Origin of the sequence: Brooklawnia cerclae (assembly GCF_011758645.1) — a bacterium.
In the GTDB taxonomy this organism is placed as follows: domain Bacteria; phylum Actinomycetota; class Actinomycetes; order Propionibacteriales; family Propionibacteriaceae; genus Brooklawnia; species Brooklawnia cerclae.
The window spans coordinates 336383-358977 of the sequence record NZ_JAAMOZ010000001.1; the positions used below are offsets into that span (position 1 = coordinate 336383).

A 22595-nucleotide genomic window follows, 5' to 3' on the forward strand; every position below is an offset into this window, starting at 1 on the left:
CGAGAATCGGGATGTCGTCTTGTCCGCTACCGGCGTGTCGGTAGGACGCGCCGAGGACGCCGCGGACGAGATCCCGACTCTCGCCGGTTATCCACAGGCTGCCGGAATCTGGGCACCGACGGGTGCGCTCACCCACCATCCAGGCATGGATCCACTCATCGTCGATGCCCTCGAACGCGGTCGAGGGGTGCTGATGCGCGCCTGCGAACCCGGGCTGGCCGGACGCATCGACGCCGCACGCAAGCGGGGCGAACTGGTCTCCGTCCTCCCGGGTGTCTATGCGCCCTCCGACGCCGCGGCAAGGCTCGATGTCAGGGCGCGAGCGGCCTGCGTCCGCGACCCCGATGCGATCGTCGTCGGGGCGGCCGCGGCCTGGCTGCATGGCTGGGAGGCACTCGGGCAGCCGGACGAGGTGGCCGTCGCGACCCACGTGCTGCGCCGGCGTCCGGGTTTCCGATTCGAACGCCGGGACGTGCCCCCGGAGCTGCTCGGCCGGGTTCACGGCATTCCGGTGACCTCGGCGCCGTTGACCGCAGTGGAGTTGATTCCGGAGCGCGGGCCTGATGCCGTCAACGTGGCACTACGCAGCGGCGTGCGCCTGAGCGAACTATGGACGGCCTTCGAGCGGATGCCGGGCCGACGCGGCAACGCCGTCCGGCGTGAGGTGCTGCTCGACTCGCGCGACAGCCCCTGGTCGGCGGCCGAGCGTCGCGCCCATCGCGCGCTGCGGGACCGGGGAATCGACGGCTGGGCGACGAACCATCCCGTCAGGGCGGCATCGTCGTCCCGGATCGTCGCCTACGCGGACGTCGCCTTCCCGCTGCTGTGGCTCGACATCGAGATCGACGGTCGCGGATACCACGACAGCGACAACGCCTTCGTCTCCGATCGTGCCCGCGACGAGCGGTTGGCCCTGCTGGGGTGGCAGGTCGTCCGGTTCGCGGCTTCCCGGGTGTTCGCCGACCCTGACGGGTTCGCGGACGCCGTGGCCGCGCTCGTCGAGGTGAGGGCGCGTCAGCTGGGACGATGACCGCCAACGGGAATCGGGATCTCGTTTTGTCGCGCCCCGGCGCGTCGGCGGGGCGCGCCGGGGAAGGCTCGGACGAGATCCCGATCCTCGTCAGGCAGCCTGGACGCGTCCCTCGACGTCGTCGAGCAGCCTGCGGTGGAACAGAGGTTCCCCGGTGAGCTCGGGGTGGAAGGCGATCCCCGTGATCGCTCCCTGCCGCACCGCCACCACCGCGTCCCCCCGGCGTGCCAGCACCTGCACCCCCGTCCCCTGGGCGGCGACCATCGGCGCACGGATGAACGCGACCCGGGCAGACCCGTATGCGGTTGCCAGATCGGTCTCGGCGGAGTCGACCTGGGGCCCGAAGGCGTTGCGGCGCACGGTCACGTCCAGCACGGCGAGCGACTGCTGCCCCGGGGCGGGGTCGAGGACACGCCGGGCGAGCAGGACGAGGCCGGCGCAGGTGCCGAGCGTCGGCAGGCCGCCGGCGATCGCCGCCCGCAGGGGCTCGAAGAGCCCGAAGGTGCGCAGCAGCCTGTCGATCGTGGACGACTCCCCGCCGGGCAGCACCACCCCGTCCACCCGCAGCCCGTCGGGCCCGGTGAGGTCGGACGGTGTCCGCAGCGGCGCGACGCCCACGCCGAGCGACTCCAGGAGGCGTTCGTGCTCGCGCACCCCGCCCTGGAGCGCCAGGACGCCGACGGTGGTCATGCTCACCAGCCCCGTTCGGCCAGCCGGTGGGGTGCGGGGAGGTCGGCGACGTTGATGCCGACCATGGCCTCGCCGAGCCCTCGGGAGGCCTCCGCGATCGCCGCGGGATCGTTGAACAGGGCGGTCGCCTTCACGATCGCCGCGGCCCGGGCCGCCGGGTTGCCCGACTTGAAGATGCCGGATCCGACGAACACACCGTCGGAGCCCAGCTGCATCATCAGCGCGGCGTCCGCGGGGGTCGCCACCCCACCCGCGGTGAACAGCACCACGGGCAGCGCCCCGGCCTGGGCGACCTCGCGCACCAGGTCGTACGGGGCGTGGAGTTCCTTGGCTGCGACGTACAACTCGTCCGGTTGCGACTCCCAGGTGGCCTTGAGGACGGCGATCTCGTGCCGGATCGTGCGGATGTGCTTCGTGGCCTCGGAGACGTCGCCGGTGCCGGCCTCGCCCTTCGAGCGGATCATCGCGGCGCCCTCGGCGATGCGGCGCAGGGCCTCGCCGAGGTTCGTGGCTCCGCAGACGAAGGGAACGGTGAACGCATGCTTGTCGATGTGATGTGCGTAGTCGGCGGGGGAGAGCACCTCGGACTCGTCGATGTAGTCGACCTTGAGGTGCTCCAGTACCTGGGCCTCGACGAAGTGCCCGATGCGCGCCTTGGCCATCACCGGGATCGACACCGCGTCGATGATCGCGCTGATCAGGTCGGGATCGCTCATCCTGGCCACGCCCCCCTGCGCGCGGATGTCGGCGGGGACGCGCTCGAGCGCCATCACCGCGACCGCGCCCGCGTCCTCCGCGATCCGGGCCTGTTCGGGGGTGACCACGTCCATGATCACACCGCCCTTGAGCATGTCTGCCAGTCCCCGCTTGACCAGGGGGGAGCCCGTCACTGTCGTCATGGGCTCCATCGTGTGCGCCTTACTGGTACATCACCAGATCCAGAAACAGACGGATATAGATGGACCACTATTCTGGTCTGATGCGCAGCGTTCCCGAGATCACCGTCCCGCTCCATGTGGACGCGGCCCTCCGCGACCCGCTCCCCGTCCAACTCGTCGGCCAGTTCCGTACGCTGATCGCCGATGCGGTGCTCGCGCCGGGGGACGCGGTGCCGTCGAGCCGGGCTCTGGCGACCTACCTCGGCGTCTCCCGGGGTTCGGTGGTCGCGGCCTACGATCAGCTCCTCGCCGAGGGATACCTGAGCGCCGCGGCGGGGCGCTCCACCGTGGTCAACCCGCAACTGCTCCGCGTGCATCCGCGTCCGGCCCGCCACTCCCGGCCCGCACCGCGTGACCCGCTCCCCGAACTCGACCTGCGTCCCGGGCAGCCGTGGACAGGTGACGTGACCGGACCCGCATGGCGGGCGGCCTGGCGCCGGGCCTCCGCGCTCCCGGTGGTTCCCAGTGTCCCGCCGCTGGGCCTCCCGGAGCTGAGAGACTCCTGGTCGGAGCACCTTCGGCGAATGCGGGCGGTGGTATGCGACCCCGGCCGGATAGCGGTGACCTCCGGTGGCCGCGAAGGCCTTTCCCTGCTGCTGCTCGCCCTGGGCAGGCAAGTAGGGCGTCCGCTCCGGGTGGGGGTGGAGGACCCCGGCTACCCCTCCCTGCGAAGGGTGCCTCCCCGATACGGGGCGACGATCGTCCCGGTGGCCGTCGACGATCACGGGCTGCGCGTGGACGATCTGCCCTCGGGCCCGGACGTCCCCGACCTGCTGCTGGTCACCCCGAGCCATCAGTACCCGCTCGGGGGCTCGCTCCCGGCCGACCGGCGGCAGATCCTGCTCGAATGGGCCCGGCAGAACCAGGTCGTGATCGTCGAGGACGACTACGACTCCGAACTGCGCTACACCTCCCAGCCCCTGCCGGCGCTGGCGGCACTCGACGACCCCGCCGACGGGCGTGTGGTGCTTCTGGGGACCCTGTCGAAGATCCTCACCCCGGCCCTTGCGGTGGGTTTCCTCGCGCTCCCCGACTGGCTGGTCCCGGCTGTCGCGGACACTCGTCGGGAGCTGGGGCAGCCGGTCGGCCTGGTCGCCCAACGGGCGGTGGCCGACTACCTCGGCAGCGGTGCGCTGCGGTTGCACACCCAGCGCATGCGCAATCGCTACCGGCGGCTGCGGGCGCGCGTCGTCGCGGAGCTGTCCGGCGTCCCCGGTCTGCACGTTCACCCCATGGACGGCGGTCTGCACGCCGTCGTCGAGTCGTCGCGTCCCACCGGCGAGGTCGTGGCCGAACTCGCCGCTGCCGGGGTGTGGGTGAGCCCGCTGTCGGAGTACTGGGCGGGCACCGGCACCCGGCAGGGCATCGTCTTCGGTTTCGGCGCGGTCAGCGAGGAGGACCTGGTGAGGGGGCTGAGGCTGATCGCGGCCGCGATGGCTTCGACAGGCTCAACCATCGTTTCGACGGGCTCAACGGGCGTTGCGACGGGCTCAGCTACCGTTTCGACGGGCTCAACGGGCGTTGCGACGGGCTCAGCTACCGTTTCGACGGGCTCAACGGGCGTTGCGACGGGCTCAGCTACCGTTTCGACGGGCTCAACGGGCGTTTCGACAGGCTCAACGGGCGTTGCGACGGACTCAACCGTCGCGCCGATCAGCGGTCCCTGAGCTTGTCGAAGGGCCCGCCATCTGCACGAACCCCGCCAATGCCGAGCTCCCACCGAGGCCGGAAAGACGCGCGACGCCCGTGAGACTCCCGGCGTCGCGTCGCGTGAACCGGGCGGTCGGCAGCCCGGCCGACACGAGCCGGACGAACTCGTCGGCGATCACCTTCGACCGGAAGATGTTGCCTGACATGCCCACAACAGCATCGGGCGCGGACGTCAGCCCGACCCGGGTGGCCCCCGTGAGCGCCGAGTGGGCGAGTTCGGCCGCAGCGGACGCACAGATCCGGTGACACACGTCGTCCCGGTCGGCCAGGTCGGTAATCACTTTGGCGTAGGACGCGATGCGGGCGACTTTGGCGTCGTCGGCCTGCAACTCCAGGTAGGCGCCGGGAAGGCTGTCGAAGTCGCCTCGGACGAGGGGAGTCAGCGCGGTGGCGGGCCCGCGGCCGTCCTCGGCGCGCATGACGGCGTCCAGGCCTGCCCGGCCGATCCAGTAGCCCGATCCGGCGTCACCGATGAGATATCCCCAGCCGTCGACTCGCGCCACGCCTCCGGGCCCGGAGGCGAGTGTGACCACTCCGGTGCCCGCGGCGACCGCGACACCCGGGCGGTCCCCGACGGTCGCGAGGTAGTTGGTGACCGAGTCGTGGGCGAGCCACAGACGTGTGATGCCGTCGGGGGTGAGCAGCCCGAGCAACTCGTCGGCGCCGCCGTCGGCGGGCAGGGCGGACGAGCCGATGGCGACCGCCTGCGCCCGCAATCCGTGTTCGCGGGCTGCGCGGACGCGCTCGGCGAGCTGTGGGACGACGGGCTGGTCGGTGATCAGCCCTGGAAGGTCGAGAGCCGGGTGGATGGCGTCGGCCATCGCGGCGCGCGCACCGCTCTGCCCGGCGTCCAGACAGAGCAGATCGGTGTCGCGTGAGCCCCGCGGTGGGCGTCGCGTGCCATCCACCCGGACAACGTTAGCGCCCGGACTCTCAGCGCACGTTCATGCCGCCGACGAGCACGCAGCGGCGGCGGCGCGCGAAGCTGCGTGCGGACGTCAGCCCCTCACCGGTCGGGCCCGCGATCGTGAACGTCGTGTAGCCCTCGCCGCCCAGGCCGATGCCCGCGTACGAGGGGCCGTTCTTGACGAAGATGGTCGTCTGGATGCGCTTGGCCATCCTGGTCAGGGCGTTCACATCGGACGAGTGCATGATCGCGGTGTGGCGGTTGCCGTGCTCGGCCTTGACCGCCAGGTCGATCGCCTCGTCCACGTTCTTCACCCGCACGATCGGCAGGATCGGCATCATCAGCTCGACCTGGACGAAGGGATGCTCGAACGGCACCTCGGCGATGATCAACCGCGTACCGGACGGTGCCTCGACGCCCACCGCGGTCAGAAGCGCGGTGGCGTTCTTGCCGACCCAGTCGGTCACCGGACGTGAGCCGTTCACCACGAGCGCTTCCAGTTGTGCCAGCTTCGCGGGATCCTTCAACTCGTAGACACCGTGCTTGAGCATCTCGAACTTCAGCAGGTCGGCGACGCACTCGACGGCCAGCACCTCCTTCTCGGCGGTGCAGAGCAGGTTGTTGTCGAAGCTCGCACCGTCGACGATGTCCTTGGCGGCCCGGACGATGTCCGCGGTCTGGTCGACCACGGCGGGCGGGTTGCCGGCGCCCGCGCCGATCGCCTTCTTACCGCTGGACAGCACGGTCTTCACGATCCCGGGTCCACCCGTGGCGACCAGCAGGCGGACGAGCTTGTGGGACATCATCGCGTTGGTGTTCTCGATCGAGGGCTTCTCGACCGTCACCACCAGGTTGGCGGGTGCCCCGGCCTCGGCGAGCGCGGCGTTGATCTTCCTGATCAGCCAGTGGGAGATCTTCGTGGCGCGCGGATGGGGGCTGAACACGACCGCGTTGCCGGCAGCGAGCATGCCGATGGTGTTGTTGATGATGGTCTCGGTGGGGTTGGTCGTGGGGGTGATCGCACCGATCACACCGAACGGCGAGATCTCGACCGTGGTCAGTCCGTCGTCGCCCGACCATGCCTCGGTGATCAGGTCCTCGATGCCGGGGGTGTACAGCGCGGCGGCCCTGTTCTTCGTGATCTTGTCGTCCACCCGGCCCATCCCGGTCTCCTCGACGGTGGCCCGGGCCATGTACTCCACGTTCTCCGGGAGTGAGGTGACGTCGCGGATGGCCTGGATGAACCGGGCCCTGTCCTTCATCGAGCATTCCAGGTACGTGCGCCAGGCCGTGTCGGCTGCGGTGACGGCCGAGTCCATGTCGGCGAAGATGCCGTCGCCGACCGGGGTCGGCGCCGCCTGGCTGCGGCCGACGACCTCTTTGACGACTTCCTGGACAACCTGGCGGACGACCTCCGGGCTGATGGTGGACATAACTACCTCGCCTTCCGAACTGTGGAGAATGCGTGCGTGACTATGCGGACGTCTTGTTCGACGGTTCCTCCGGAGACGCCGATCCCACCGGCGATCCGACCGTCCACGAAGACCGGCAACCCGCCCCCGAACACGACCACACGGCCGTTGTTGGAGTTCTGGATGCCGTGGAGCTCACCCGACGGCGTCGACGGGTCCTTGAGGTCGGCGGTCGGCTGCTTGAAGGCGGCCGCCGTGTAGGCCTTGTTCATGGCGAGATCGAGGCTGCCCAGCAGCGAGTCGGCCATCCGGTGCAGCAGCACCAGGTGACCTCCGGCGTCCACGCCCGCGAAGACGACCGGGACGGCGAGTTCGGCGGCCTTGGCTTCAGCAGCCTCGGCCATCTGCTTGAGCACGCTGAGGTCGTATCGGGCGATGTCGTAGCCGGGGGCCGGGCCGTCGTCCTGCGCGCCCAGCGCCCGCGTGACCGCCTCGCGCACGAGTTGTTCGAGTCCGGCCAGGTCATGGCGGTGTTCGGCCAGCCGCGCGAGCGCGTACAGGGCGTCCGACAGCCGGTTGAGATACCGGACGACCTCGGGACGCACCGGCCGCGTCTCGGCCATGGTCAGCACCCGACGCTCCGCTCGCCGCGTCACGGTGCGGGCCCGGTGGAGTGCCGCCGAGGGCACGTCCCGGCCGGGGATGACGAACGCCCGTTGGGGGCCTGTCTCGGCCAGGCAGCGGTCGATCAGGGTCTCCAGGCTCGAGATGTCGGCCCCGGTGATGGTGCCGGTGAGCTGCTCGCGTCCCTTTTCGTCGCTCGCCAGTTCGGCGGCGAGCATGAACAGGCGCTGCTGGATGCCGTGCAGTGCCTCACGGGTCGCCTCGTCGGGCGACAGCGCCTTGGCCTCCCCGATGGACGAGTTGGCCTCGTCCACGGTGCCGTAGGCTTCCACCGCCACATCCTGCTTCGAGACGCGCGAACCGCCGAACAGGCCTGTCGTGCCCTTGTCGCCGGTGCGCGTGTAGACGTTCGGCATGGCTATCGCCCGATCTCCACGGTGTCGACGATGCCGACGATGGTCGAGTCGATGGGGGAGTCCGACCTGGAGGCGGCGAACCGCGCGGAACTGCCCTTGGTGATGATCACGGTCGCACCGATGCCGGCGCCGACCGTGTCGACGGCCACCTCGGGCATGCCGATGAACTCGTCGTCGACCCCGATCCGCTGGACGACCATGAGCTTGAAGCCGACCAGCCGCTCGTCCTTGCTCGTCGAGACGACTGTCCCGCGCACCTTCGCCAAGAACATGTCAGGCCTCCCGTGAGATTCGAATCGAGCGCTGGGACGCGAGGTCGCGCGCCAGCGGGGTCACTTTGGCCGATGCCGGGACGCGCAGTTCCACCCCGGGTTCCAGCTGCCGGATCTCCTGCTGGCTGATCAGGCCGAGGTCGCAGACCACCACGCCGGCCGGCACCGCGGTCACGGGGCTCGGGCTCCGGGGTGCGGCGGGCGCCGACGTGGGGGAAGCGGCCACAGGTTCATGCGCGGTGTGCGGATCCCCCTGCGAGAGGGCCCTGGCTGCACTGAGCCCTTCGGCCGAGGTCCCGAGGGCGGCGAGCAAGGGCCCGCGATCGGCGCGGTCGCGGGCCTCCCAGGCCGCGATGGCGGTGCGGCACAGCGTGCCGGCGTTGCACAGGTGCACGCCGAAGGACGCGAGCGCCGTCAGGTTGCCGCGCAGGAGGTCGGCGTAGGCCGGTGGCATCTGCGGGAACAGCGCGCGCTTGGCCGCGCCGTCCGGGCAGACCGGGGTGCGCGAGGCCACCACCAGCCTGTTGTTCATGATGAAGTCGCTGATCAGGTTGCTGGCCAGGCAGTCCGCGACACCGTGGGCGACCTTGGCGGCGATGTTGGAGGTCAGCGTGGGGGCGATGAGCATCGTGTTGCGCCCGTAGGCGTGGGGGGCGGCTTCGGCCAGGCCGAGCCCCTTGATGGCGTCCTGATCGAGGACGTGGCGTGCGCTGGGTGTCTGTACGTACTCCAGCGTGACGCCGGTGGACGCCAGCCGGCGCAGGCTGTCGAGAGCGTCCTCGAAGCCGAGCAGGCCGCCGGTGAACACGACGAGCGCCCGGCGTGGCCGGGGCGCCAGCAGGTCGGCGATCGCTTGGCGGATCAGGGTCTTCAGTTCAGTTTCGGTCATTGGCGAACTCCGTCATTGGAATGCCCAGGGGAGTGACGAAAAGGGGTTCGGCCGGACGCACCACAGGGCGTCCGAGCCGGTCGGCGAAGACCTCCGGTGCGTTGGAGAAGGAACTCGACCCCCCGACCAGGTAGACGACCGGTACTTCGCGATCGCCCAGCGCGTTGACGGCGATGGTGGCCATGCGCTCGAGCGTCGGCCGGATCGTCCCGATCACCTCGCGTTGCCGGTCGGGATCCTTCTTCAGGGTCTCGGCCTCGTCGTAGCCGATCCGGTTGGCACCGGCCAGAACGAGCGTCATGTGGTGGCCGCCGGTGGCCTCGTCCACCGAGAGCACCGTGCGTCCCCCGACGAGCACGGAGACCCCGGTGGTGCCGTGGCCTATGTCGATCACGCAGCCGTCGGTTATGCCCAGGGCTCGGGCGGCTGCCACCGGCTCGTCGACGACCTCGTCCACATCGAGGCCGACCGCGCCGACGACGTTGCGGAAGACCTGGATGTCGCCCGCGCTGATGCCCGGCGGGATCGAGACCGAGGCCGACGTGAAGTGATGTCCCAGGCGCGACTCGACGTCGTCGGTGAGGCTCCGCACCGCGGACGTGGCGCCTGCCCAGTCGACCACCACGCCGTCCCTCACCACGGTGGAGTGCACCCACCCGCCGGCGACCGGGCGGTTGCCGGCGTCCACCACCGAGACGACGATGTTCGCCGTGCCCAGGTCGACGCCCAGTCGTGGCTCGCCGCTGGGCTCGTCGACCTCGCCGGTGCGCACGAGGTCCGCGAAGCGGCGGATTCCCGCCTCCGCGGCCGCGGAGCTCCGGATCGTCGGTGGCATGGTCAGGCTCACTCCTTGATCAGCCTCCCGAAATCTCCTTGCAGGGCACCGATGCCGTTGGCCTCGTCGGTGTCGAGGTGGATCTCGGGGATGAAGTCGTCCTTCACACGGATGATGAAGTTGTCCAGCCGCCCGCCGCGCAGGCCGCCGAACTCCACCGAGACCGTGTCCTGGTCGGCGAGCCCGAGCTCCCTAGCGCCGCTGGGCGACATGTGGACGTGCCTGGCCGCGACCAGCGCACCGTGCTCGAGATGAATCCGGCCGAGGGGACCCTCGATGTCGATCGGAGCGGCCTCGTCGAGGTGCCCGGACTGGAGGACCGGCGCCTTCACCCCGAGGGTGTAGCAGTCGGTGCGGCTCAGTTCCACCTGGCTCTTCGCGCGGCACGGCCCCATCACGCGTACCTTTTGGAAGCTCTTCTTGGGGCCGTGCACGGTCACGAACTGTTCGGCGGCGAACTCACCGGGCTGGCGGACCTTGCGGTAGAGGGCCAGCTCGTCGAGCCCGAAGAGTGTCTTGAGGTCGTCGTGGCTGAGGTGGACGTGCCGATTCGAGACCCCCAGCACGATCTGCGCGGGATCCTGCAGGATCTGCAGGCGCGCGATGACCTTGCTGGTTATCTCCTCGACGAGCGCGCCCGCGTCCAACTGCGACACCTCAGGCCTGCTTCGGCAGCAGCTGCTCGACGTCGTTGTGCGGCCTCGGGATCACGTGCTTGCTGACGAGTTCCTCGCCGACATTGGCCGCAGCGGCAGCACCGGCGTCGACAGCGGCCTTGACCGCGCCGACATCGCCCCGGACCATGACGGTCACCAGACCGGCGCCCACCTTCTGGTAGCCGATCAGCACGACGTTGGCGGCCTTGACCATCGCATCGGCCGCCTCCACGGCCCCGATGTAGCCCTTCGTCTCGATGAGACCGAGTGCTTCGCTCATGGCTGTCTTCCTCTTCTAGTTGTTGCGGATTACTTCTTGGCGGTGTGCGGTGGATTGGTGTGCCTGCCCCGGCGAGTGGGCTTGGCGGGCTCGGCCGGAGCGGCCGGTTCAGCCACATCGGCGGCGGAGACCGGCTCGGCCGGAGCCGCCTGCTCGATCAACTCGACCTGGGCGACCGGCTCGGCGGACTCCCCGTCGGCCGGAGTCTGCGCGGCGCTGGTGGCGGCCGCCTCCACCAGCGGTTCCGGGGTGGTCGGCGGCTGATCGACGGTCGCGGGCTCGGTCGCCGCCTCCGGCTCGGGAGCGGCGGTCCGGGCCGGACGAGGCGCGGGCTTGGACTGCAGCGGGGTGGCCGAGGGAGAGGCCCCCCGTCCGACGGTCACGTCGGTGTCCACCACGGGGGTGAGTTGGTCGCTGGGGCGGGGGATGACCGAGGTCGCGAAGACCCTGGTCACCTGGCCTGCGGCGGCCCTCGCGGCGGCGATGGCCGACTGGACCGCGGACACCTGGCCCTCGATCTTGACGCACACCATCCCGAGGCCGTCGGTGGCCTCATAACCGATCAGCGTCACGTCGGCGCTCTTGCAGGCCGCGTCAGCAGCCTCCAGTGCTGCTGGAAGGCCGTACACCTCGATGGTGCCGAGGCTCAGATTCATCGACATCTCCTTCAGTCCGCCCGTCGTCAATTCGCCAGGTCGAGCAGGGGCATTCGTTTGACCAGTCGAGCCGCGTTGGCACCCGCGGCCCGATCGGAGTCCGCGGAGCGGTTCAGCGTGAGGGCGAGGTAGGGCTGTTCGACCGGTAGCTTCTCGGTGGTGATCACCAGGTAGTCGAGGCTGGCCCCGATCCCGACGCCCAGCCTCGACTGACGGCTCGCATCGTGCGCGAGCGTCAGGGGGCTGAGTTCGGTGTGCCGACTGACCTCGGCGGGCACACCCTCCTCCTCGAGGCCGTGGAGCACCTCGGCGATCTGCGCGTCCGACACGGCGTCGTGCACCCGGACGCAGACGGTCGGTCGTTGTTCACTCATGGCTGTTCCCCCATGCCAGGACGAGGCCGGTCGCCACGGCGTTGCGGGGACCCTCCGAACCTCGGATGTTCGCGCGCCCGGCCACCACCCGGTACTCGGCGAGCGCCTTGGTGACCAGCTGCGGGATCTCGAAGTCGAGTGCCGACCCGCCGACCAGCACGACGTGGGCGATGTCGCGCACGTTGCTGGTGGGACTCACCGCGGCCAGGGCACGGATCGCGTTCGTGACGAAGACGCGCTCCTTGGCATGGATCCGTACCTGCCGGATCACCTCCAGCGGTTGCCGCAGCGGCAGGGGAATCATGCCGTCGGGGTGGAGCACGACGGTGCGGGCGAAGACGTGGGGCGGCAGGGGTGTGTCGAAGAACTCCACGGTGCCGTCCTCGTGGCGGATGTTGAACAAGGTCTCGACGCGGGCCAGCGGGTAACGCTTGATGTTCTCGGCGTCCTCCTCGCTTTCGAGGCCCAACTCGGACTTGATCAGCAGAGTGACCATGTTCCCGGCTCCCGCCAGGTGGATCGAGTGCGCGACGCCGTCGGAGCGCAGGACCGACGCGTCCGTGGAGCCGGCCCCCATGTCGAGGATCGCGATGGGCACCGAGGTGCCCGGTGTGGTGAGCGCGCCGCGCACGGCCATGTCGGCCTCCACCCCACCGACCTCGACCGGGATGCCGAACTGGGCGGCCATGTCGTCGGCGATGCGTTTCATCTGCAGGTGGTCGGCCCTGACCATCGCCGCGATCCCTACCGCGGCTTCCAGCGAGAACTCGCCTGCCAGACCACCGGTGACCTGCTGAGGCACCTGGGTGTCGACGGCGAGCAGGTCGGTGACCTCGATCCCGGCCGGGTCGCGGTCGGTGAGCCGGCCCATGACCACGCGCACCTTCTCGAGCATCCCGCCGATGTTGGTGCCGGGTTCGCCCTGGATGTTGCGGATCGTCCCGACCGATCCGGCCACACGCATGATCTCGTCGGCGCCGCGGTCGACATCGATCTCCGCGGTGCGTTCGCCGATGAACTGCAGGCTGCCTGCGGGGATGCGCCGCTCGGTGACATCGCCCTTCGGGGTCTTGATGACCACCGCGGAGCGGTTGCCGACCAGCGCGCGGGCCATCGGCACCACCGAGGCGGTCTCGTCGGGGCTGAGACCGAACAGCGTGGCGATGCCGTAGGGATTGGACAAGGTGTCGACGATGCGGCCGACGCCGGCCACCTCGATGGCGGCGAGCATACCGATCGGCACCTTGTCGATCAGGGCCACCTCGTCGACGATCGGTATCTTGTGCTTCAGACGGTTGTGGACGAGCACCCCGTCGTCGCGCTGCAGGATCGCGCCGGTGATCCGGAGGCGATCGTCCGAGGCGTTGATGCGCGCCGCGACGTCCTCGAAGCCGTGCGATCGGTCGGCCACCACGATGTGGGGCTCACCCGGCCGCGCGGCGTCCAGGTCGTCGATCAGGATCGTGGTGCCCACCCCGATCCCGAGGCCGCCCGGGGTGCCGGGGTTGTGGCCGATCATGGTCGACTCGGTGATGATGGTCTCCGAGATCGTCTCCATGGCCACGTCCCCGATGACCGGAGCGGCCTCGTTGATCCGGATGAGGTCGAGATCGGCCACAGCGCGCCCGGCGGAGTCCAGGGCCACAGTCAGCGCCTGGAAGATCCCCTGGGTGTTCTGCGGGGTGCCCTTGATGCCGGTCGTGGGCACGATGGACGACGCCAGGAACACCGGAGTGGTGCCCGCGGAGAACTCCGCGAGCGCCACTTCGGTGGTGGCGTTACCGATGTCGATACCAGCTATCAAGGTCATGGTGCTTGTTCTCCGGAAGAGCTGATCACTCGCTCTTCAGGCGTCCCCGCTTCTCGTAGACGTCAGCCGCCTCGCGGATGAACGCGGCGTTGACAGTGCAGCCGTAGTCCGACTCCAGCTTGTCGGCGATCTTGTACAGCTCCGCCTTGGTGGAGCGGTACGGACGCAGGGAGTTGTAGACGTCCAGCAACTCGTCGTCGGGTACCTTGATCAACTCGGCGGCACGGCGCATGTTGCGTCCCAGCGACTCGCGTCCCACCGAGTCGGCCACTTCGGCCTGCAGCTTCAGCGTCTCCGGCGCGATCCGGAAGTCGGCCGCCGTCAACTCGCCGCTCTTCAGCTTGTCGAAGGAGAAGTCGGAGAGTTTCTTGCCGGACGCCGACGAGATCCGGTCGGGGATCTTCTCGGACAGCGGGTAGCTGGAAGCGTCCACGGTGCCGCCAGCCGGTGTGCTGTTCGAGTTCGTTGTGTTGCCGCTGGTGGTGGGGGTCGCCTGGTTGGTACCAAGCTTGGCCATCACTTCGGCCATGACATGGCGGATCAGTTCCTCTGATTCCATGATCGACCTCCTATCGGTACTCGACCCGCAGGGCCTGGATGGGCTTCTTGGGATCGGTCAACTGGACCTCTTTGATGTGCATCAGCGCGGCGATCGCCTGGTACGTGGGCCGGGCCATCTGGTCGTTGCGCACCGGAACGGGCTCGGGCGATTCTCCCTTGGCGTACTTGGCGGCATTGCGGCCGATCGCACGGAAGGTCTCCAGATCGATCAACGGAGCCTGGGGGAACAGTTCGAGGTTCGACAGCGGCGGAAGGTCAGCCTGGTGGATGACCGTGGTGCCGCGCGACTGGATACCGATCCCGATTCCCGAGCCGGAGTACTCGGCGGCGTCGTGGGCGATGAAACCGACGTCGGCGGTGCGGAAGGCGCGGATGAACCGGTAGCTCAGTCCCTCTTCCTCGATGCCGGCGCAGATCTCGCGAAGCACGTCGGCATGCGGGATACCGGTGATCGTCTTGGTCATCTTGCCGCCGAAGGCGGGAGCCAACGCGATGACGACCTCACGGGGAGTGGTGCCCTTCTTGGCCGGGCCCTCCTCGGTGATCACCAGTTCGGAACCCTGCTGCGGCACCGGGGCGGTGGCCACAGCGGTGGCCGTCGCGGACGGGGCCGCCGAACTGCCGACGAACTCCTCGATGACCTCTTCAATGATGCGGCGGAGTGTGTTCTCGTCCATTGTCATCACCTCAGATGCTCTCAGGGCTGATCGCTTGGCGGATGGTCTTCAACTTGGTCCACCGCTCCTCGCTGATCTGGTAGCCGGTCTTCGGCCCCTGGTAGTCGTTGGGGTAGTTGACCGAGCTCATCACGTGGAAGTTCTCGTCGAAGATGGCCGCGGTGTGCAGGTAGTCACCGGCGACGCGCTGGCGCAGCAGGTTGTACACCGAGTGCGCGACATCGTCGAATCCCGCACGGCTGAGGGCCTTGACGACATCGACCCCGGTCAGGCCGCGCTTCATGAGTTCGTCGGTGGCCTTGAGGTCCTCCACGACGTTGCGCTTGGGCATGTCCTCCGAACCGCGCGCGTAGGTGGCGGCCTCGACCTCGGCATCGGTGACCTCGGGGAACCCGAGTTCACGGAAGATCGCCTGGATCGCCTTGGCCGCCTTGTTCCTGACGCGCACGACATCGTCCTCGAGCACCGGCACCAGGCCGCCGTCGACCTTGAGGTCGCGCTGGATGATCAGCCAGTCGTCGTAGTCGTCGGCGTCCCAGTTGGAACCGGCGAACATGTTGTCGTAGTTCGGTGTGGACGAGTACCCGGAGCAGATGAAGTCCGTGCCGGGCACGAACTGCATCAGCGTGCGGGCGACGCGGCGCAGGTCGGAGTGGGTGAACGTCTGGTCGTTGGACGATGCGCACTCGAGGTCGAGGCTCACCGCGATCAGGTTCTCGGCCAGGATCGCGCGGATCCCACCGGGAACGGCCGCCGGAACCCCGACGCAGGAGACCGAGCCGTTCTGGATGCCCTGCGAGCCGGCGCCCTTGGCGACGTACAAGCAGCGAGCCTCCAGGTAGAGCATCGACTTGCCCTCGGCGAAGCCCATCTGGACCTCGGATCCGGTGCCCGAGGTGAACCGCATCTTCAGGCCACGGGACGCGTAGCAGGAAGCCAGGAAGGCCTTCGACCACGGCGTGTCGTCGCCGTCCATGAACACCTGCTCGGTGCCGTAGACCGACACCGTCTCGGCGTACGCGGTGAAGCCGCGCATGCCGAGCGCGAGTTCGGTCGCCTCTTCGACCGAACACTGGGTGAGGATGCCGGGGCGCCCCACCTGCGAGCCGACCAGGATGGAGATGGCGTTGAACGGCGCGTACCGGACGATGCCGACGGTGGTCTCTTCCTCGGCGAAGCCTCGCAGGGAGCCTTCGGCCGCGTCCGCCGCGATCTGCACCGGGTTGTCGCGCACGTTGGTGACGTGCGCCTGGTTGGCCGGGAACAGACGAGAGCGCATCTTGGTGACGGCCATCATCATCTCCAGCACGGTCATGCTGTTGACGACCTCGGTGATCTTCGCCGGCGTCATGGCCGTGGTGAGCTTGACCACCTCGGACCGTGGCACCCGGAAGTCGACCATCTTCTGGGCCAGCTCGACCGAGTCGGTCGCGTTGACCTGTTCGGCGCCGTCCAGGCGAATGCCGTAGTCGGCGATGAAGGTGTCGAGCATGTCGAAGTCGGCACGCTTCTTGCCGTCCAGTTCGACGATCTTGCCGTTCTCGATCTTGATCGACGGCTTGGGATCGCTCGGTGCGTCGACCGCGATCAGTCCGACCTCAGGCCATTCCGTGACATACCCGTCCTGATTGACCGGGCGGGCGTCGAGTGCTTCGAAACGCTTGCTTCTCACGAAAATGCCCCGATTCAGATGTACGGAGTGGTGGTCGAGGTCGGGGTGGCCCCCATGGCCCCGAGCAGTTTCAGGCCGACCTCACGGGCGGCCACGATGGCCTGCCGGACGGCACCGGAATCGCCGGTGAAGGTGGAGATCACCTCGTTGGAGTAGCTCGTGCCGTGGGCCGGGCTGGAGTAGCCGATGACGTCGATGGTCGACGCCTTCACGGCCGTATCGGCCAGGACGACGCCGATCGCGGCAGGGGCGCCGACGGTGATGCCGAAGGCCTTGCCGATCGGGGCGCCGAACGCCTTGTTGAGCGCGTGGCTGGCGCGGGCGGTGTACTGGAACTCCAGGTGTCCGGCCTCGTTCCCGTAGACGTCGCCCATCGTCCGCTCGACCTCGCCGAGGGTGACCTCGACGGCCCGGCGGGCGTCCGAGACGTCCTCGGCACCGAAGATGATCAGCGAGCCGTGGCCGGCGCCGCCCTTGGTGTCACGGGCGAGCTCGATCGAGAGGATCTCGGTGTTGGTCGCCTTGACACCTTCGTCGGCGGCGAAGATCTGCGGGCCCGCGCCGGTGCGGTCGCCGATGATGCCGATCGACTTGTACTTGGGATCGAACTTCATCAGTTCGTGGATCTGGGGATCGACGTTCGCGATCACCAGTCCGATGGTGTCACCCAGTGCCGTGGTGCCGACGAACTCGGTCGCCGCGGGCGCGGCGCCGGAGAGGACCCTCGCAGGGGCGGGGGCCGGCGGGGCCGCGGGCGCGGGAGCGCCGTCGACCTTCTTCATGACGGCCGCCAGAATCTGGTTGACCAGTTCTTCATTTGCCATGTGGATTCACTGCCTCACTTCTCGGCCGACGGGAGAATCTTCTCGACGTCGGTGTGGGGACGCGGGATCACGTGAACCGAGACCAGTTCGCCGACGCGTTGTGCGGCTACGGCTCCGGCATCGGTGGCGGCCTTGACCGCGCCGACGTCGCCGCGGACCAGGACGGTCACCAAGCCGGATCCGACACGCTGGCTACCGATGAGGACGACGTTCGCCGCCTTGACCATTGCATCAGCGGCTTCAACGGCGGGGACGAAACCCTTCGTCTCCACCATTCCGAGGGCTTCTTGCATTCCAGACTCCTCCGTTGGATCGGTGGGTCCCGGGGACGGGAAGATCGGCCACCCGGGAACTCCGTTGAGGCTACGTCTGTTCAGCAGGCAATAATCGAGCCTGCTGTGACCACTTTCGCGCCTTATCCGGTCAATGATCCGGACCAGAAAATGCAGAGGAGTGGACAAGAAAATGCAACCTTGTACAGAACCGTCGCAACCCTTGACTGGCCCGGCCTGCCTTCGCACGATGAGACGAGTCGGCATGACAGGCAGCGCGGACACGAGCGCGCCCACGGGGCGGTTGAGAGGCAGGGATGGCCGAGAAGCAGCGCATCATCCAGGAGTTCGTCCCGGGCAAGCAGGTGACGCTCGCCCACGTGGTCGCCAACCCCGATGAGCGCCTCTACGGGAAGGTCGGGCTACCGTCCGGCGGTGGCGCGATCGGTGTGCTGACGATCACCCCCAGCGAGGCGGCGATCATCGCGGCCGACATCGCCACCAAGGCCTCCGACGTCGAACTGGGGTTCGTCGACCGGTTCTCCGGCTCCCTCATCGTCCTCGGACGTCTGGCCGACGTCGAGACGGCCGTGAAGAGCGTGGTGGACGGGCTGTGCGACGGGCTGGGGTTCGCTCGTCCGCCGGTGACAAAGTCGTGAAGCGGATCCTGCTGGTCGGCAGCGTCGGGTGTGGGAAGACCACGCTCCTGCAACGTCTGCGAGGCGCTGACCTGGACTACGCCAAGACCGAGACCATCTACACCGACGGCACCGTCATCGACACCCCGGGCGAATATCTCGAGTTGCCCTGGTTCAAGCACTCGTTGCGGATGGCCTCGTTCGACGCCGACCTCGTGGTGCTGCTGGCTTCGGCGAATGTCGCCGACACGAGGTTCCCGCCGGGATTCACGACGTTCTTCACCCCGCCGTCGATCGGCGTGGTGACCAAGATCGACGTCGCGTCACCCGACCAGGTGCGGACGGCGTCTGCTCACCTCGTGCTTGCCGGGGTCACCGAGGTTCTCGAGGTGTCCGCGGTCACCGGCGAGGGCATCGAGGCCCTCACCGAGAGGATCGCCTGACCCTTCGACAGGCTCAGGGAACGACCCTTCGACAGGCTCAGGGAACGACCCTTCGACAGGCTCAGGGAACACTCGTTGAGGGCTCGGGGAACGGTCGTTGAGCTTGTCGAAACGACCACTCTCAGGACACGCTCGTTGAGCTTGTCGAAACGACCCTTCGACAAGCTCAGGGAACGTTCATTGGGCCCGCCCTTCGACAGGCTCAGAGAGCGCTCTGGCAGGGTTCCAGCCAGGGCGAAACGCTCGTCGAGCCTGTCGAGACGACTTGGCCTAGATGTACTGATCGGACAGGTTGGTCGGGTCGGTGTGACGACGCGGTCTGATTGATTGTCTGGGAAGGACCTCCCGCGGTTGAGTGGAATTGCTCATGGTATCCACTCAGAACAGGAGGTCCTTCGTGGCCCACGCTAACGCAGCCCTGACCCCGAGACATCGATTGAAGGTCGCCCAGCTCGTTGTCGACCAAGGCTGGCCGATCAGTGAGGTCGCTGCCCGATTCCAGGTGTCGTGGCCGACCGTGAAACGGTGGGCCGATCGGTACGCCGCCGGGGAATCGATGGACGACCGGTCGAGTCGGCCGCACCACCAGCCGGCCCGGACACCAGCACCGACCGTGCGCAGGGTCCTCGAGCTCAGGTGGCGCAAACGTCTCGGCCCGGTGCAGCTGGCCTCCCGCACGGGTGTCGCGGCGTCGACGGTCCACAAGATCCTGGTCCGTAACCGGCTGAACCGGCTCACCTATGTGGACCGGGCCACCGGGGAACCCGTCCGCCGCTACGAGCACGACCATCCCGGGTCGTTGATCCATGTGGATGTGAAGAAGCTCGGCAACATCCCCGACGGTGGCGGGTGGCGGTTCGTCGGCCGCCAGCAAGGCGACTGGAACCAGCAGGCGACCCCTGGCAAGCCGAAGAGCAAGTATCACAACCCGCTCATGGGCCACGCGTTCGTGCACACCGTGATCGACGACCACAGCCGGGTCGCGTACGCCGAGGTCCACGACGACGAAACCGCGGCCACCGCGACCGCTGTCCTGGCCCGCGCGGTCGCCTGGTACGCCGCCCGCGGCATCACCATCGAACGCGTGCTGTCCGACAACGGGTCGGCCTACAAGTCGCACTTGTGGCGCGACACCTGCGCCGCGCTCGGCATCACCATGAAGAAGACCCGACCCCGCCGACCCCAAACGAACGGCAAGATCGAACGCTTCCACCGCACCCTCGCCGACGGCTGGGCCTACGCCCGCCACTACTACTCAGAAACCGAACGACGCCAAGCCCTGCCCGGCTGGCTCCACGAATACAATCACCACCGACCCCACTCAGCCATCGGAGGCAAACCCCCAATCAGCCGATTGACCAACGTCCCCGATCAGTACACCTAGACCACCCGCCTGAGGATGCCCGCGAGGTCGGCCTCGGTCACGGGTGTCGGGTTGCCGGTGGTGCAGTAGTCGTTGACCGCGGTCCGCGCCAGATCGGGGATGGCGGCCTTGAACGCGACGCGGTCCACCCCGGCCTCGGTCAGGGTGGTGGGCATCTCCAGGTCGCGGCGTATCCGTTCCACCCAGCCGACCAGGGCCAGCACGAGGTTGCGCTCACTGGCGGCCGAGAGCCCCAGTGCGTTCGCGAGCCCGGCGTAGCGGCACGCCACCGGGCCGAGTTCGCCCGGCCGGAACCCCAACTCACCGGCGTTGAACGAGATCACCGAGGGCAATAGGATGCCGTTGAGCCGCCCGTGCGGCACACGGAACGAACCGCCGATGGAGTGCGAGAGCCCGTGCACGATGCCGAGCCCCGAGTTCTCGAACGCGATTCCCGCCATCGTGGCCGCCGTGTGCTGGTGCTCCCGGGCCTCGGTGTCGTCCCCGTTACGGAAGCAGCGTACGAGGTACCCGTCGGCCAGCCGGAGGGCCTTCTCGGCCAGCGCGTCGGAGAAGTCGTTGTTGCCCTTCGCCACGTAGGCCTCGATGGCGTGGCTGATCGAGTCCATGCCGGAGTCGGCGGTGAGCCTGGGCGGGGCGGTGCGTACCGCCTCCGGGTCGAGGATGGCCATGTCGGCGACCATGTCGGGCGATTCGAGCGGCAGCTTGGCATGAGTCGCCGGGTCGGTCACGACCGCGAAGGACGACACCTCCGAGCCCGTGCCGCTGGTGGTCGGGATCACGACGAAACCCGCCTCGGTCGGGTGCCCCTGCTCCAGGGCCATCTTGCGCACGGCCTTGGCCGTGTCGATGGCGGAGCCGCCGCCCATGGCGACGATGGCCTGGGGCCTGAACGCGAGATACGCGCGCAGGCCCTCGGTCACCGCGTCGATGTCCGGATTCGGCTGCACATGGTCGAACACTTCGACGGTCGCGCCCCCCAGCGCGGCCCTCACCTGGGTCATGAGGGGCGAATCGGCCAGGAATCCATCGGTGACGATGAGTACCCGGCATTCGGACAGTTCGGACAGCGCCCCCAGGGAATCAGGCCCGTAGCAGAGGGTGGTTGTGAGCTGGAAGCGATACACCGGCAGGACCTCCATCGCGTGCAGAATACTGACGCCGGTATTCGCTCGGGGAAACCCCGGTATGCGCGCGAAAGACCCTGGAGAAATAGTTGACCTGATTGAATCCCAGGTCGACAGCGATCTTTCTCACCGGCATCTGTGTGCAAGCTAGCATCAGCCGTGCGCGCGAGATCCTCTGTGCCGTGATATACGACACGAATGTGCATCCGGTGACGGATTTGAACAACTTCGACAGGTGTCCGGGTGACCAGTGCAACGCGGTCGATGCCTCGGTCAGCGACAGGGCCCGGTTGGGGTGCCGGGCGATCTCGTTGAGCAGGTCGCGCAGGTCGGGGCGTCGTTGCGGCCGCGAACGCAGGATGTCGTCCAGCACCATGGTGAGCAGCCGTTCCATGTAGAGCTGGCTCTGATAACGGTTGCCGGACGAGGTGCGGCGGCCTCGCTGCGATTGCACGAGATGGGTCAGGTGCGGTGCCGCTCGCGGTGCGCAGTCCTGTGCCACCGCCACCACCAGGTCCTCGATGCTCGCCAGGTGGTCGCGCAGGTCGCCCTCTGCGGCGAAGGCCTCGTCGAGGAGGGCCCCGATCTCGCTGAACGCGGTCGCCAGGTCCTCGGCGTCCAGGGCGTCGCGGAGCGCGGCGTGGCTCTCGGACGGTTGCTCGTGGTCGGCGGCCTCGTCGGCATCCTCGCCCTCGGCCCGGGGCGCGAGCCTCAGCAGTCGGACGCGTTGCTGAGCGGTCGGCGAGGTGCCGGCCGAAGGGACGACCACGTGACTGGGCAGGTTGACCAACGGGCAGTCGCGGATGATGCTCGGCGATCTGCTCAGCCCGAACAGCGTCTCGGCCGCCGCGGCGATGCGGCGCCGGGAGTACACCGGAACTTTGTTGTAGAGATCCTGCAGATGAGGATCGCCCTGCCACGACGTCCCGGTGGTGAGGAAGTCGGGCTGTTCGGTGTCGGCCACCCTCACCTGGCCGGACGCGATCGCACCCACGTAGGTGTCGCCCATGATGATGGGTACGGAGAAATCGACCAGACCCGCATGACATCGGTAGATGCGCGGCGTCTGCTCGATCAGCGACTGCAGCCCGCCATGCGCGTCGCAGCCTTCACACAACTTGCTACGGATCGGATCCGAACGCATGGCACGACAGAACTCTGTGAACGCACAGGGAACCGTCACCGGTGCCCCGCGGGCTTCCACAGTCACCGAGGCGAGTCCCGTCGCCTCGGAAAAGTCTGCGGTCATTTGCTGGATCTGATCTAGATTCAATGCTCCCTGAAGATCCAGATCAGCCATCTATGCCTCCCACTGGCTTGCCTTGAGCGTAGTTCAGGGAGGCGGCCTTGAGAAGATGTGCGGCGAATCCGGGCTGCCCCGGTAGTGGCCGGCCGGGTCGGCGGGCGACGTACTGGCCTGCAGCCGGGCCGTCGCGTCCCCGCTCTCCGCCCAGGTTGCGAGTGCCGGTCACCCTGGCAAGGGTGGTGGCGGTAACCT

General features: G+C 68.3%; 25 protein-coding genes. 5 read left to right on the forward strand and 20 right to left on the reverse strand.

What is annotated here, in order from left to right; genetic code table 11:
• Positions 1-34: 34 nt before the first annotated feature.
• Complete coding sequence (locus FB473_RS18360) at positions 35-1030, forward strand: DUF559 domain-containing protein (RefSeq protein WP_167164210.1); 996 nt, start codon at positions 35-37, stop codon at positions 1028-1030.
• A 90-nt stretch (positions 1031-1120) separates the two neighbouring features.
• On the opposite strand, the gene pdxT is transcribed toward FB473_RS18360, so the two are convergent.
• A complete protein-coding gene (gene pdxT, locus FB473_RS01585) occupies positions 1121-1720 on the reverse strand; it encodes a pyridoxal 5'-phosphate synthase glutaminase subunit PdxT (RefSeq protein WP_167168855.1) in 600 nt (199 codons plus the stop codon).
• Positions 1721-1722: 2 nt separating this feature from the next.
• Positions 1723-2571 carry a pyridoxal 5'-phosphate synthase lyase subunit PdxS gene (pdxS, locus tag FB473_RS01590; protein ID WP_425546703.1) on the reverse strand — a complete coding sequence of 283 codons (849 nt, stop codon included), beginning with the start codon at positions 2569-2571 and terminating at the stop codon, positions 1723-1725.
• Positions 2572-2699: 128 nt separating this feature from the next.
• Here pdxS and pdxR point away from each other — a divergent pair, with 128 nt between their 5' ends.
• Positions 2700-4325 (forward strand): MocR-like pyridoxine biosynthesis transcription factor PdxR, encoded by a 1626-nt coding sequence (pdxR, locus tag FB473_RS01595; protein ID WP_167164214.1) that lies wholly within the window; start codon positions 2700-2702, stop codon positions 4323-4325.
• On the opposite strand, the gene FB473_RS01600 is transcribed toward pdxR, so the two are convergent.
• Genes FB473_RS01600 through FB473_RS01675 form a run of 16 tightly spaced genes read right to left on the reverse strand, consistent with a single transcriptional unit; the run spans position 4296 to position 17526 of the window.
• On the reverse strand, positions 4296-5276 hold the full coding sequence (locus FB473_RS01600) for a BadF/BadG/BcrA/BcrD ATPase family protein (RefSeq protein ID WP_167164216.1): 981 nt from the start codon (positions 5274-5276) through the stop codon (positions 4296-4298). The two genes, pdxR and FB473_RS01600, sit on opposite strands and share 30 nt — an antisense overlap.
• Before the next feature lie 25 nt (positions 5277-5301).
• Positions 5302-6708: an aldehyde dehydrogenase family protein gene (locus FB473_RS01605; RefSeq protein WP_167164218.1), complete on the reverse strand. Its 1407-nt coding sequence runs from the start codon at positions 6706-6708 to the stop codon at positions 5302-5304.
• Positions 6709-6710: 2 nt separating this feature from the next.
• Positions 6711-7727: a cob(I)yrinic acid a,c-diamide adenosyltransferase gene (locus FB473_RS01610; protein WP_167164220.1), complete on the reverse strand. Its 1017-nt coding sequence runs from the start codon at positions 7725-7727 to the stop codon at positions 6711-6713.
• Between the two features lie 2 nt (positions 7728-7729).
• Complete coding sequence (locus FB473_RS01615) at positions 7730-7999, reverse strand: EutN/CcmL family microcompartment protein (RefSeq protein ID WP_167164222.1); 270 nt, start codon at positions 7997-7999, stop codon at positions 7730-7732.
• Position 8000: 1 nt separating this feature from the next.
• Entirely contained in the window at positions 8001-8888 is an 888-nt protein-coding gene (locus FB473_RS01620; protein ID WP_167164224.1) for a flavoprotein, read from the reverse strand.
• Entirely contained in the window at positions 8875-9723 is an 849-nt protein-coding gene (gene eutJ, locus FB473_RS01625; protein ID WP_167164226.1) for an ethanolamine utilization protein EutJ, read from the reverse strand. Before eutJ ends, FB473_RS01620 begins: the two co-directional genes overlap by 14 nt.
• Before the next feature lie 8 nt (positions 9724-9731).
• Positions 9732-10379, reverse strand: a complete 648-nt coding sequence (gene pduL, locus FB473_RS01630) for a phosphate propanoyltransferase (protein WP_341770001.1) — start codon at positions 10377-10379, stop codon at positions 9732-9734.
• Between the two features lies 1 nt (position 10380).
• Entirely contained in the window at positions 10381-10659 is a 279-nt protein-coding gene (locus tag FB473_RS01635) for a BMC domain-containing protein (protein WP_167164228.1), read from the reverse strand.
• A 29-nt stretch (positions 10660-10688) separates the two neighbouring features.
• Positions 10689-11315 carry a BMC domain-containing protein gene (locus FB473_RS18170; protein ID WP_167164231.1) on the reverse strand — a complete coding sequence of 209 codons (627 nt, stop codon included), beginning with the start codon at positions 11313-11315 and terminating at the stop codon, positions 10689-10691.
• A gap of 26 nt (positions 11316-11341) precedes the next feature.
• Positions 11342-11689: a glycerol dehydratase reactivase beta/small subunit family protein gene (locus tag FB473_RS01645; protein ID WP_167164233.1), complete on the reverse strand. Its 348-nt coding sequence runs from the start codon at positions 11687-11689 to the stop codon at positions 11342-11344.
• Positions 11682-13499 carry a diol dehydratase reactivase subunit alpha gene (locus tag FB473_RS01650; RefSeq protein WP_167164235.1) on the reverse strand — a complete coding sequence of 606 codons (1818 nt, stop codon included), beginning with the start codon at positions 13497-13499 and terminating at the stop codon, positions 11682-11684. The genes FB473_RS01645 and FB473_RS01650 overlap by 8 nt, the downstream gene beginning before the upstream one ends.
• A gap of 25 nt (positions 13500-13524) precedes the next feature.
• Positions 13525-14058 (reverse strand): diol dehydratase small subunit, encoded by a 534-nt coding sequence (locus tag FB473_RS01655; protein ID WP_167164237.1) that lies wholly within the window; start codon positions 14056-14058, stop codon positions 13525-13527.
• A gap of 10 nt (positions 14059-14068) precedes the next feature.
• The gene (locus FB473_RS01660) at positions 14069-14737 is read right to left on the reverse strand and encodes a propanediol/glycerol family dehydratase medium subunit (protein WP_279588560.1); all 669 of its coding nucleotides are present in this window, start codon (positions 14735-14737) and stop codon (positions 14069-14071) included.
• A 10-nt stretch (positions 14738-14747) separates the two neighbouring features.
• Positions 14748-16409 (reverse strand): propanediol/glycerol family dehydratase large subunit, encoded by a 1662-nt coding sequence (locus FB473_RS01665; protein ID WP_167164241.1) that lies wholly within the window; start codon positions 16407-16409, stop codon positions 14748-14750.
• 14 nt (positions 16410-16423) lie between these two features.
• Entirely contained in the window at positions 16424-17233 is an 810-nt protein-coding gene (gene pduB, locus FB473_RS01670) for a propanediol utilization microcompartment protein PduB (protein WP_167164243.1), read from the reverse strand.
• Positions 17234-17247: 14 nt separating this feature from the next.
• A complete protein-coding gene (locus FB473_RS01675) occupies positions 17248-17526 on the reverse strand; it encodes a BMC domain-containing protein (RefSeq protein ID WP_167164245.1) in 279 nt (92 codons plus the stop codon).
• 296 nt (positions 17527-17822) lie between these two features.
• Here FB473_RS01675 and eutS point away from each other — a divergent pair, with 296 nt between their 5' ends.
• From eutS to FB473_RS01690, 3 genes are all read left to right on the forward strand, one after another.
• A complete protein-coding gene (gene eutS / locus FB473_RS01680) occupies positions 17823-18164 on the forward strand; it encodes an ethanolamine utilization microcompartment protein EutS (RefSeq protein WP_167164246.1) in 342 nt (113 codons plus the stop codon).
• Positions 18161-18586: a EutP/PduV family microcompartment system protein gene (locus tag FB473_RS01685; protein WP_167164248.1), complete on the forward strand. Its 426-nt coding sequence runs from the start codon at positions 18161-18163 to the stop codon at positions 18584-18586. The genes eutS and FB473_RS01685 overlap by 4 nt, the downstream gene beginning before the upstream one ends.
• A 397-nt stretch (positions 18587-18983) precedes the next feature.
• The gene (locus FB473_RS01690; protein ID WP_167164250.1) at positions 18984-19970 is read left to right on the forward strand and encodes an IS481 family transposase; all 987 of its coding nucleotides are present in this window, start codon (positions 18984-18986) and stop codon (positions 19968-19970) included.
• Here the strand turns inward: FB473_RS01690 and FB473_RS01695 are convergent.
• Together FB473_RS01695 and FB473_RS01700 are read right to left on the reverse strand one after the other, a co-directional pair.
• Positions 19967-21112, reverse strand: a complete 1146-nt coding sequence (locus tag FB473_RS01695; protein ID WP_167164252.1) for a 1-propanol dehydrogenase PduQ — start codon at positions 21110-21112, stop codon at positions 19967-19969. The two genes, FB473_RS01690 and FB473_RS01695, sit on opposite strands and share 4 nt — an antisense overlap.
• Positions 21054-22397: a PocR ligand-binding domain-containing protein gene (locus FB473_RS01700; protein ID WP_279588561.1), complete on the reverse strand. Its 1344-nt coding sequence runs from the start codon at positions 22395-22397 to the stop codon at positions 21054-21056. Before FB473_RS01700 ends, FB473_RS01695 begins: the two co-directional genes overlap by 59 nt.
• Positions 22398-22595: the final 198 nt, after the last annotated feature.

What these genes read in the sequence shown, in the direction of transcription:
- pdxT (WP_167168855.1), bottom strand. Translation starts at nt 1,720, where the DNA reads ATGACCACCGTCGGCGTCCTGGCGCTCCAGGGCGGGGTGCGCGAGCAC.
- pdxS (WP_425546703.1), bottom strand. Translation starts at nt 2,571, where the DNA reads ATGCTCAAGGGCGGTGTGATCATGGACGTGGTCACCCCCGAACAGGCC.
- pdxR (WP_167164214.1), top strand. Translation starts at nt 2,700, where the DNA reads ATGCGCAGCGTTCCCGAGATCACCGTCCCGCTCCATGTGGACGCGGCC.
- FB473_RS01605 (WP_167164218.1), bottom strand. Translation starts at nt 6,708, where the DNA reads ATGTCCACCATCAGCCCGGAGGTCGTCCGCCAGGTTGTCCAGGAAGTC.
- FB473_RS01610 (WP_167164220.1), bottom strand. Translation starts at nt 7,727, where the DNA reads ATGCCGAACGTCTACACGCGCACCGGCGACAAGGGCACGACAGGCCTG.
- FB473_RS01615 (WP_167164222.1), bottom strand. Translation starts at nt 7,999, where the DNA reads ATGTTCTTGGCGAAGGTGCGCGGGACAGTCGTCTCGACGAGCAAGGAC.
- FB473_RS01620 (WP_167164224.1), bottom strand. Translation starts at nt 8,888, where the DNA reads ATGACCGAAACTGAACTGAAGACCCTGATCCGCCAAGCGATCGCCGAC.
- eutJ (WP_167164226.1), bottom strand. Translation starts at nt 9,723, where the DNA reads ATGCCACCGACGATCCGGAGCTCCGCGGCCGCGGAGGCGGGAATCCGC.
- FB473_RS01635 (WP_167164228.1), bottom strand. Translation starts at nt 10,659, where the DNA reads ATGAGCGAAGCACTCGGTCTCATCGAGACGAAGGGCTACATCGGGGCC.
- FB473_RS18170 (WP_167164231.1), bottom strand. Translation starts at nt 11,315, where the DNA reads ATGAATCTGAGCCTCGGCACCATCGAGGTGTACGGCCTTCCAGCAGCA.
- FB473_RS01645 (WP_167164233.1), bottom strand. Translation starts at nt 11,689, where the DNA reads ATGAGTGAACAACGACCGACCGTCTGCGTCCGGGTGCACGACGCCGTG.
- FB473_RS01650 (WP_167164235.1), bottom strand. Translation starts at nt 13,499, where the DNA reads ATGACCTTGATAGCTGGTATCGACATCGGTAACGCCACCACCGAAGTG.
- FB473_RS01655 (WP_167164237.1), bottom strand. Translation starts at nt 14,058, where the DNA reads ATGGAATCAGAGGAACTGATCCGCCATGTCATGGCCGAAGTGATGGCC.
- FB473_RS01660 (WP_279588560.1), bottom strand. Translation starts at nt 14,737, where the DNA reads ATGGACGAGAACACACTCCGCCGCATCATTGAAGAGGTCATCGAGGAG.
- pduB (WP_167164243.1), bottom strand. Translation starts at nt 17,233, where the DNA reads ATGGCAAATGAAGAACTGGTCAACCAGATTCTGGCGGCCGTCATGAAG.
- FB473_RS01675 (WP_167164245.1), bottom strand. Translation starts at nt 17,526, where the DNA reads ATGCAAGAAGCCCTCGGAATGGTGGAGACGAAGGGTTTCGTCCCCGCC.
- eutS (WP_167164246.1), top strand. Translation starts at nt 17,823, where the DNA reads ATGGCCGAGAAGCAGCGCATCATCCAGGAGTTCGTCCCGGGCAAGCAG.
- FB473_RS01695 (WP_167164252.1), bottom strand. Translation starts at nt 21,112, where the DNA reads ATGGAGGTCCTGCCGGTGTATCGCTTCCAGCTCACAACCACCCTCTGC.
- FB473_RS01700 (WP_279588561.1), bottom strand. Translation starts at nt 22,397, where the DNA reads ATGGCTGATCTGGATCTTCAGGGAGCATTGAATCTAGATCAGATCCAG.